Genomic DNA, 9,641 nt, shown 5'->3' on the forward strand with positions numbered 1-9,641 from the left:
TATCCGCGCCGGCAGCGGATAGGTTGACGGCATGGCCCGGGCCCAGTTCAGCGCAGAGACCAGCGGCGGCGGAGCGTTCGTCCGCCAGCCCAACCGGTTCACCGGTCGGGTCACCCCCGACTCGACCTCCCCGCCCGGCGGCGGCCCGGACGAGCAGGACCGTTGGCCACTGGAGGCCGGCCGCTATCGGCTGATCTGGTGCCGCGCCTGCCCGTGGGCGCACCGGGCGAGGATCGTGCGCGGCCTGCTCGGCCTGGACGACGCGATCTCGCTGGGCACCGTCGACCCGATCCGGGACGAGCGGGGCTGGGCGTTCGCCCTCGACCCGGACGGCTTCGACCCGGTCCTCGGCGTCAGCTTCCTCTCCGAGGCGTACCTGGCCACCGACCTGGACTACACCGGCCGGGTGACCGTGCCGGCGCTGGTCGACACCCTGACCGGCCGGGTGGTCACCAACGACTATCCACGGCTCACCCTCGACTTCTCCACCGAGTGGCGGCGGCTGCACGCTCCCGACGCACCGGATCTGTACCCGGTCGAACTGCGCCCCGAGATGGACGCACTGATGGCCGAGATCCACACCGACGTCAACAACGGCGTCTACAAGTGCGGGTTCGCCACCTCGCAGGAGGCGTACGACGAGGCGTTCCGGGCTCTCTTCACCCGACTGGACGCGCTCTCCGAGCGACTGGCCGGGCAGCGCTACCTGATGGGTGACGGGATCACCGAGGCCGACGTGCGGCTGTTCACCACGCTGGTCCGCTTCGACGCCGCGTACCACGGGCACTTCAAGTGCAACCGCAACAAGCTGACCGAGATGCCGGTGCTGTGGGCGTACGCCCGGGACCTGTTCCAGACCCCGGGCTTCGGCGAGACGGTGGACTTCGACCACATCAAGCGGCACTACTACGGCACCCACCGGGAGATCAACCCGAGCGGCATCGTGCCGCTCGGGCCTGACGAGTCCGGCTGGAGCACGCCGCACGGGCGTGGCTGAGCCGGGTCTGCCCGGCACCACGACCGCGCCGAGGGCCCGCGCGGACGTTGCCCGCCGGGTCGCCGCCTCGGCAGCGGCCGGCTGCGCGCTGGCCGGCGCGGTCGCGGTGACGGTCGCCGTGCTCGCCGGTCCTGGCCCAGGGCTCACCGGGTACGTCAGTGAGGCGGGCATCGCCGGCAGTGGTCACGCCGCGACGTACCGGATCGGGGTTCTCGCGCTTGCCGGCGCGTTGCTGCTGGTCGGCGCGGCGCTGCCTCCCGGGGTGTGGGCGGCACCGGCGCTGCTCGCCACCGGTGCCGTGTTCACCGCCGTGTCCGGCGCGGTGACCTGCTCCGCCGGTTGCCCGCTGCCGCCGTTCGAGCGAGCCACGACGGCGGATCTGGTGCATGGTGGCGCGAGCATCGCGGCGACCGCGGCGGTGGTCTTCGCGATGGTCACGCTCGCCGTGTCCGGGCCGGCCGGCCCGGCGGTGCGACGATTGGCCGGGGTGGCCGCCGCGCTGACCCTGCCGCTCTGTGCCACGGTCGGGCTGGCAATGCTCATCGTCGGTCGGGGCGCGGTGGTGGGTGTGCTGGAGCGGCTGGTCCTCGCGCTCGCGGTGCTGTGGGGCCTGGTCACCGCCACCGCCCTGGCCCTGGCCCGCCGGTAGGGCTGTAAGGAGCATCACGGTCGGCATCCCTTTCACCTCGGAGAAGGGCCGGCGTAACGTGGGCCGGCGATGACCAATGTCTGGGATCTCACCGTCCGCCTGTATGTCGATCTCCGACTGCAGGCCAGCGGCGTCTGTCCGGCGTAGCCAGCTCTTCCGCCTACCCCGACCGGACCAGACAATTGGAAAGACCCACATGCCTTTCGGCCTGCGCAAAATTCCCTTCTCCGTGCAGATCCTGCTCGGCCTCGTGCTCGGCGTCGCGCTGGGCTTCCTGGCCCGCACCAACGACCTGAGCTGGCTGACCAGCACCCTGCACACCGTCGGTAACCTCTTCATCCAACTGCTCAAGCTTGCCGTGCCGCCGCTGGTCTTCACCGCCATCGTGGTCAGCGTGGTCAGCCTGCGCGGCGTGGCCAACGCCGCCCGGCTCGCGCTCAAGACCCTGATGTGGTTCGGCATCACCGCACTGATCGCGGTGGGCATCGGCATCGGCCTCGGCCTGCTCGTCAACCCGGGCAGGGGCGTCACCCTCGACCTCGGTGGGGCGGCACCGCCGAAGAACACCGGCTCCTGGACCGACTTCCTCACCGGCATCGTGCCCACCAACCCGGTCGGCGCGTTCGTCGAGGGCAACGTCCTCCAGATCGTCTTCCTCGCCCTCGTCGTCGGCGCCGCGGCCCTGCTGGTCGGCGACGCCGCCGAGCCGTTCGTGGCACTGAACCGCTCCCTGCTGGAAATCGTCCAGAAGGCGCTCTGGTGGGTCATCCGCCTCGCCCCGATCGGCACCCTCGGCCTGATCGGCAACGCCGTCGCCTCGTACGGCTGGGATTTGCTGGCCCCCCTCGCGAAGTTCACCACCGCCGTCTACGTCGGCTGCGCCATCGTGCTGTTCGTGGTCTACCCGCTGGTGCTGATCCTCGCCGGCCGCCTCAACCCGCTGCGCTTCTTCGCTGGCGCCTGGCCGGCGATCGAGCTGGCCTTCGTGTCCCGCTCCTCGGTCGGCACCATGCCGGTGACCCAGCGCTCCGTCGAGCGGCTCGGCGTGCCCCGCGAGTACGCCTCGTTCGCGGTGCCCTTCGGTGCCACCACGAAGATGGACGGCTGCGCCGCCATCTACCCCGCACTCGCCGCGATCTTCGTGGCCCAGGTGTTCGGCGTGCAGCTCGGCGTCACCGACTACCTGCTGATCGCCTTCGTCTCGGTGGTCGGCTCGGCGGCCACCGCCGGCCTGACCGGCGCGATCGTGATGCTCACCCTGACCCTCAGCACGCTGGGCCTGCCGCTGGCCGGCGCCGGCCTGCTGCTGGCCATCGACCCGATCCTGGACATGATCCGTACCGCCACCAACGTGGCCGGGCAGGCGCTGGTGCCGACCGTGGTCGCCGCCCGCGAGGGCACCCTCGACCGGGCCGCGTACGAGTCCGCCGGCCGCCGCGACCTGACCGACCCGGAGCCGACCCCGCTCGCCCGACCCGACCGGCAGGACGAGCTGAGCCCCGTCCCCGCCTGACCCCGGGCATACCGACGTCGATGGACCCCTCACCGAGGGGTCCATCGACGCTTCCGAAAGGATGACCACATGAGCTCCCTGTTCACACCGCTGGCCCTTCGTGCGGTCACCCTGCCCAACCGGATCGCCATGGCACCGATGTGCCAGTACTCCGCCGGCCCGGACGGTCTGCCCACCGACTGGCACCTGGTCCACCTCGCGAGCCGCGCGGTCGGCGGAGCCGGGCTGGTGCTGAGCGAGGCGACCGCCGTGCTCCCCGAGGGCCGGATCAGCCCGCAGGACACCGGGCTGTGGTCAGATGCGCACGTCGACGCGTGGCGGCCGGTGACCGCGTCCGTCGCCGCCCACGGCGCGGTGCCGGCCGTACAGCTCGCGCACGCCGGGTTCAAGGCCTCCACGTACCGACCGTGGGCACCCAACCGCGGCGGCGTGCCCGACGCCGAGGGTGGCTGGACGCCCGTCGCCCCCGGCTCGGAGCCGTTCACCGCCGGTTACCGGACGCCGAGCACTCTCGACGCGGAGGGCATTGCCGGAGTGGTCGAGGCGTTCGCGGCAGCCGCCGAACGCGCGCTGGATGCCGGCTTCTCCGCCGTGGAGATCCACGCCGCCCACGGCTACCTGCTCAACGAGTTCCTCTCGCCGCTGACCAACAACCGCACCGACTCCTACGGCGGCGACCGGGCCGCCCGGATGCGCCTCACCCTGGAGGTGGCCCGCGCGGTCCGCGCCGCGGTCGGCGAGAACGTGCCGGTGCTGACCCGGATCTCCGCCACCGACTGGGTCGAGGGCGGCTGGACGATCGAGGACAGCGTGGTGCTCGCCGGCGAGCTGGCCGGCGTCGGCGTCGACCTGGTCGACGCCTCCTCCGGTGGCGTGAGCGTGGACCAGCGCATCCCGCTCGGCCCCGGCTACCAGGTGCCGCTGGCCGCCCAGATCCGCCGCGAGGCCGGCGTGCTGACCGGTGCGGTGGGCCTGATCGTCGAGCCCGAGCACGCCGAGCAGATCGTCGCCGGCGGCGAGGCCGACCTGGTGCTGCTCGGCCGGGAGCTGCTGCGCGACCCGTACTGGCCGCGCCGGGCCGCCGCCAAGCTCGGCGTCGCGTACACCGGGCCCGCCCAGTACGCCCGCGCAGCCTGACCCCCGCCGGTGGGGCGGCTGCCGTGCCCCCGGCAGCCGCCCCACCGTCAGCCGGCCAGGTGCGACCAGTCGCCCTCCAGGTCCTGCCAGGTGCCCTGGGCCGCCACCGTGCCGCCGAGCAGCACCACCACGTGGTCGGCCCGGACCAACGCGGCGCGCTTCGCGGTCGAGCCGACCACGGTCACCCCGTGTCCGCGCAACGCCTGCCACAGCGCCAGCTCGGTGGTGACGTCCAGCGCCGACGACACGTCGTCCGCGACCAACAATTCGGTACGCGGGGCCAGCGCCCGAGCCAGCGCCAACCGCTGCAACTGCCCGCCGGAGAGCCGGGTGCCCTTGTGCCCGATGAGCAGGCCCAGCCCCCCGCCAGCAGCGGCCAGGTCATGGTCGAGCTGGGCGGTGCTGACCGCCCCGGCCGCGTCCACCTGGTGCCCGAGCGCGATGTTGTCGGCCACCGTGCCGGAGAGCACCCGGGGCAACTGGCCGACGTAGCCGACCTGGTTGGGGCGCAGGAACAATTCCGGCTCGGTGACCGGGTCGCCGTTCCAGGCCAGCTCGCCGGTGTGGTGCACGATCCCGGCCAACGCCCGCAGCAGCGACGACTTACCCGAGCCGACCGGCCCGACAACCAGCACCAACTGCCCACGCTGCACCGTCAGGTCCACATCCCGAACGGCGACCGTACCGTCGGAGTGCACCACCCCGAAGCCGCGCAGCTCCAGCCGGCGCAGCGGATGCCGGGGCGGTGGCGTCGGCGCGGGCGCCGTCCCGGCGGCCAGGTCGACTGCCGAAACCGCCGCGGAGTACGCGCTCACTCCGGTCATCGCCGCCGTGCGCCGGGTCCAGACCCGCGCCGAGGGCAGCTGGGAGATCAACGACGCGGTGGTCCAGGCGAACCAGCGCGCCGCACCGAGGGTGGCGACGGCCACCAGCACCGCCCCGGCGGAGAGGCCGCCGCCCAGGTAGAGCGCCCACGCGCCGATCGGCAACAGACCACTGGCCACCGACGGCGTGGAGCGCGCCCACACCTGCACCGAGATCTCCCGTCGCTGCCGGTCGCTGCGCAGCACGTCCAGGTCCGCCAGATGGCGGAGCACCGCCGCGGTCGCGCCAGCGAGCTTCACCGTCCGCGCCGCGGAGAGCGCGGAGACCAGCGCGGTCGCGAAGGAAGCCCGCGCCGCCACCGTCGCCCGGGCCGCACGCTCGAGCGTCGGCCCGAACAGCGTCGCGGCCAGCCCGGAGACGACCATCGTGCCGAGGAAGAACAGCCCCGGTACGACGCTGCCGGTCACCGCCGTCATGGCGACCACCAGGACCAACGCGACAGCCTGGTCCAGCACGTTGTCCGCGAGCTGGACCACCCGCTCGGTGTCGCCGCCCTGCGCCACCACCTCCGCCGGGGTGTGCGAGCTGACCCGGCGCGGCCCGGTCTGTCCGTGCACCAGGCGCAAGCCGATCCGCAGCATCTGCCGGACCCACCACTGCGGGAACCAGACGTGGGTGTAGAACGGCACCGGCAGGGTGACCAGCAGCCCGGCCACGATCCCCACCGCCGGCAGGTACGGGTTGCCGGTCCCGTCGACCACGTCGGCCCAGAGCCAGGGCAGCACGGGGCCGTCCAACCCCAGCAGGGTGACCGTGAGGAACAGCACGATCGCGGCCAGCCCGTACCGGGGATCGTTGGTGCAGAGTCGGACGATCTCCCGCAGCGTCCGGGCCGGCGGTACGGGCGGCAGTGGCGGCGGGTCGGCACGGGTCGGCGCGACCTTCGCGACCGTCTCAACCAGCGCGACCTTCGCGACCGGGCCGACCTGCGCTGTCGTCGGCCCGCTCGGCCAGGCGTCGGCCGGGTCGGGGCCGACCAGCAGGTCGGTGCCGGCACCGGCGCGGCCGGCCGGCACCGCTGCCGCGTACGCGGCGGCGTGGCTGGTCGCCAGCAGCTCGGCGAAGCGCGTCGACGTTTCCAGCGAGCCGGCCTCGACCACCGCGCCGTCGGCCAACACCACGACCTCGTCGCAGCGGCGCACCGAGGAGAGTCGGTGCGCGATGACGATCCCGATCCGGTCGCGCAACAGTCGTTCGGTGGCCCGCTGCACCCGTGCCTCGGTGACCGGGTCCAACCGTGCGGTGGCCTCGTCGAGGATCACCACATGCGGCTCACGGACCAGGATCCGGGCGAACGCGACCAACTGCTCCTGACCGGCGGAGAGCACATGCCCGCCCTCACCCAGCCGGGTCGCCAGCCCGTCCGGCAGCTCGGCGATCCAGCCGGCCAGACCCAGCTCGTTCAATGCCCGGGCTGCGGCGTCGAGCAGCTCCGGGTCGAAGAGCGCGACGTTCTCGGCGAGCGTGCCGGCCAGGATCTCGGTGCGCTGCGGCACCAGCGCCACCCAGCGGCGCAGCTGCTCGACATCGAGATCGCACAGGTCGGTGCCGCCGAGGAAGACCGTTCCCGGCGGCACGTCGACAGCCCTGGTGAGCACCTTCGCCAGAGTCGACTTGCCCGAGCCGGTGCGCCCGATCAACGCGTACGAGCGGCCGCGCGTGAAGGTGAGGCTGACCCCGCGCAGCGCGGCCCCCCGACCGCTCTCCGGGCCACTCACCTGGTACCCGAATGTCAGCTCGCGGATGCGCAGGTCACCGTCGGTCGGGCTGGCCCCGCCGACAGGCTCCTGCCGGGCCTTCTGGAGCAACTGCACCCGGGCCCACGCGCCGAGAGCCTCCTGGATCTCCGGCACCATCCGGCTGACGTGTTCCGCGGTGGCCCCGAAAGCCAGGGCGAGCAGCCAGATGGCGGTGAGCCGGGCAGCGTCGATCCGGTCGGTGGTCAACGCCCAGGCACCGCCGAGCACCACCGCGCCGATGCCAGCCCGGATCGTCGCGGTGGCGGCCGTGGCCACCCGGGCGGACAACACCCAGACCAGGCGGCCCCGGGACAGCACGGCGGCGGCCCGCTGGGCGTAGAGCCGCAACACGTACGGCCGGGCCAGGCTGGTCCGCACGTCGTCCTGGCCGTGCACCGCCTCCTCCATCACCGCGGCCAGGTCCGACCACGCCTCCTCCTCGGCCATCCGGGCCGGACCGATCCGCGCCGTGGGCCGGCGCAGTCCGACCGCGAGCACCACCGTGAGCAGCAGCATCGCGATCCCGGCGGGCCACCACACGACCAGCGCGACGACCATCGACAACAGGCCGACACAGAGGCCCTGGGCGAGCCGGGTGCCCTGGTTACGGACCGCCGACGCCACCTGATAGACGTCCCCGTCGATGCGGTCGAGCAACTCGCCCACCGGAGTGGTCTCCAAGGTGGGCAGGTCCTGCCCGAAGGCGACGCGGCAGAGCCGGCGGCGCACATCGGCGGACCAGTCGGCGGTCAGACCAGCCATCAGCAGGCTCACCGCGAGGTCGCTGAGCACCACGGCGACCAGCGCCGCGGCCAGCACGGTGAAGAAGCCGGACGAACGATGCACCAGCACCGCGCCGGCGAGTGCCGACGCACCGGCCTGGCCGGCGGCGCCGAGCACGATCAGAACGGCCACGATCGTCATACGACGTGACGAGGTGCCCCACAGATCACGGAGCAGGCGCATTGGTGTCCCTCCGGACGTGGGTGGCGGCGAACCCAGCGTGCCGGTACGGAGCCGGTCGACTCAACCGATTTACCGGCTCTGAGCAGGGCTTCCAATCAGGTCTGCGCGACCCTGCGAACGATGCCGAGCAGCACCTCCTGCAAGTCCAGACCGACCGGCCGGTCGGTCTGGAAGACCAACCACAGCAGCTGGGCGAACGCCTACCGGCGGATGTACTCCTCCTCAACGCGGAGCAGGACACCCAGCACCCAGCTCGACACGGCACACAACTCAACGCACGCGGCTCAACTCGGCACGCAGCTCGACGCGGAGGCAGGACACCCAGCGCGCGGCGCAACGCGGCGCAACGCGGCGCAACGCGGCGCAACGCGGCGCAACGCGGCGCAACGCGGCGCAACGCGGCGCAACGCAGGGCACTCAGCGCGTGGCGCGGCCGGCGGTAGCCCGGCGACCGCCGCCCAGAACTCGGCGCCGCAGTGCCTGTTCGGGGGCGGTCGTTGTTGTTGGTGCGATACCTGTGAGGCATAAATATGCCTGTGAGGTATCACCCGCGTTGTCGATCGCGGCCCCAGCCGCGCCTTCCGAGGTGATCGACTCGGTGTCGGGGATGTCGCGGTGTCCGGGGCGGGTGATGCCCCAATGTCGGCGATCTGGAGTTGACCATCGTCAGGCGAACGCCACGCCGCCGGCAGGGTGCACGATTCCGCGTCGAATGTCCCATTTCACAGGCGATTCTGACCTGTGACCGGTCGCACCCGTGGCCCGGAATCATGGCCGGCCCGGGGTCGTTACATACCCTGACGATCGCAGCACCACCGGCCCGCCACCCCGCGCCTCGGGGTTGGAGCGCCGACCCGGGGTTGGAATGCTCGACCCCGCCCGGTCGTTACGGTTACCTACGAACGACCGCTCGGCGACCGCCTCCACGAGGGTGCCGATGGATGGGCCACCCCCGGAATGACCCCGGCCCCCCGGTCGTTACACCTGGACCTGGCGCCACGAGCCCTGCGCCCGTAGGCCGCCGACCCCCAAGACTTTTCCCCTTGATTTCTGATGCGCCCGGACGAGGTGCTCACACCCCGCACGCCGTTCCCCCCGTTTGGCGGCTGGGTGTCCTTACCCCCGAAGGAGCTAACCCTCATGAACACGATCATTCGTAAGAGCGTGCTGTCCGTTGCGGGTCTCGCGTTCGCCGGTGGTGTCTTCGCCGGTCCGATCGCCGCCCACGCCAACCCGGTCGACAGCAAGCCCGTCGCGGTCGCGGTGCAGAGCGCCAAGCCGCAGGGCGACCAGTCCCACATCACCCTGAACGACGAGCAGAGCGCCAACGTCAAGGCCATCATCGCCGCCACGAAGAAGGCCGGACTGCCCGAGCGGGCCGCGGTCATCTCCATCGCCACAAGCCTGCAGGAGTCGAAGCTGGAGAACCTCGGCCACCTCGGCGACGCCAACGACCACGACTCGTTGGGCCTGTTCCAACAGCGCCCGACCAGCGGGTGGGGTACGCCGGAGCAGATCACCGACCCCGCCTACTCCACCACCGCATTCCTCAAGGGTCTGAAGCAGGTCGACGGGTGGCAGGACATGCCCCTGACCCAGGCCGCGCAGACCGTACAGGTCTCCGCCTACCCCGACGCGTACGCCCAGTGGGAGCAGCAGGCCACCGACCTCGTCGGCCAGCACTGGAACAGCTGACCCACATGACCTATGGTCAGTGGGCGGGAGTCGCTCTGGGTGGACCGGTTCACCGACGCC

6 protein-coding genes are annotated in these 9,641 nt (G+C 72.2%); 5 read left to right on the forward strand and 1 reads right to left on the reverse strand.

The features are described 5' to 3' along the window. The first annotated feature begins 31 nt into the window (after positions 1-31). From ABZT18_RS02290 to ABZT18_RS02305, 4 genes are all read left to right on the forward strand, one after another. Complete coding sequence (locus ABZT18_RS02290) at positions 32-997, forward strand: glutathione S-transferase C-terminal domain-containing protein (protein WP_354993185.1); 966 nt, start codon at positions 32-34, stop codon at positions 995-997. Further along, positions 990-1,646 (forward strand): DUF998 domain-containing protein, encoded by a 657-nt coding sequence (locus ABZT18_RS02295; protein WP_354993184.1) that lies wholly within the window; start codon positions 990-992, stop codon positions 1,644-1,646. The genes ABZT18_RS02290 and ABZT18_RS02295 overlap by 8 nt, the downstream gene beginning before the upstream one ends. 208 nt (positions 1,647-1,854) lie before the next feature. Further along, positions 1,855-3,159: a dicarboxylate/amino acid:cation symporter gene (locus ABZT18_RS02300; protein ID WP_354993583.1), complete on the forward strand. Its 1,305-nt coding sequence runs from the start codon at positions 1,855-1,857 to the stop codon at positions 3,157-3,159. A gap of 69 nt (positions 3,160-3,228) precedes the next feature. Further along, the gene (locus ABZT18_RS02305; RefSeq protein ID WP_354993183.1) at positions 3,229-4,296 is read left to right on the forward strand and encodes an NADH:flavin oxidoreductase/NADH oxidase; all 1,068 of its coding nucleotides are present in this window, start codon (positions 3,229-3,231) and stop codon (positions 4,294-4,296) included. A gap of 47 nt (positions 4,297-4,343) precedes the next feature. Here ABZT18_RS02305 and ABZT18_RS02310 read toward each other — a convergent pair whose 3' ends face one another. Further along, positions 4,344-7,886, reverse strand: a complete 3,543-nt coding sequence (locus tag ABZT18_RS02310; protein ID WP_354993182.1) for an ABC transporter ATP-binding protein — start codon at positions 7,884-7,886, stop codon at positions 4,344-4,346. Positions 7,887-9,026: 1,140 nt separating this feature from the next. Between ABZT18_RS02310 and ABZT18_RS02315 the strand changes: the two genes are divergently transcribed. Further along, a complete protein-coding gene (locus tag ABZT18_RS02315) occupies positions 9,027-9,581 on the forward strand; it encodes a hypothetical protein (protein WP_354993181.1) in 555 nt (184 codons plus the stop codon). The last annotated feature ends 60 nt before the right edge of the window (positions 9,582-9,641 follow it).

Origin of the sequence: Micromonospora sp. NPDC005291 (genome assembly GCF_040607415.1) — a bacterium.
Taxonomy (GTDB): Bacteria; Actinomycetota; Actinomycetes; order Mycobacteriales; family Micromonosporaceae; genus Micromonospora.

Excerpts from the sequence above, each read along its gene's own strand:
- ABZT18_RS02315 (WP_354993181.1), top strand. The coding sequence starts at position 9,027 with ATGAACACGATCATTCGTAAGAGCGTGCTGTCCGTTGCGGGTCTCGCG.
- ABZT18_RS02290 (WP_354993185.1), top strand. The coding sequence starts at position 32 with ATGGCCCGGGCCCAGTTCAGCGCAGAGACCAGCGGCGGCGGAGCGTTC.
- ABZT18_RS02305 (WP_354993183.1), top strand. The coding sequence starts at position 3,229 with ATGAGCTCCCTGTTCACACCGCTGGCCCTTCGTGCGGTCACCCTGCCC.
- ABZT18_RS02310 (WP_354993182.1), bottom strand. The coding sequence starts at position 7,886 with ATGCGCCTGCTCCGTGATCTGTGGGGCACCTCGTCACGTCGTATGACG.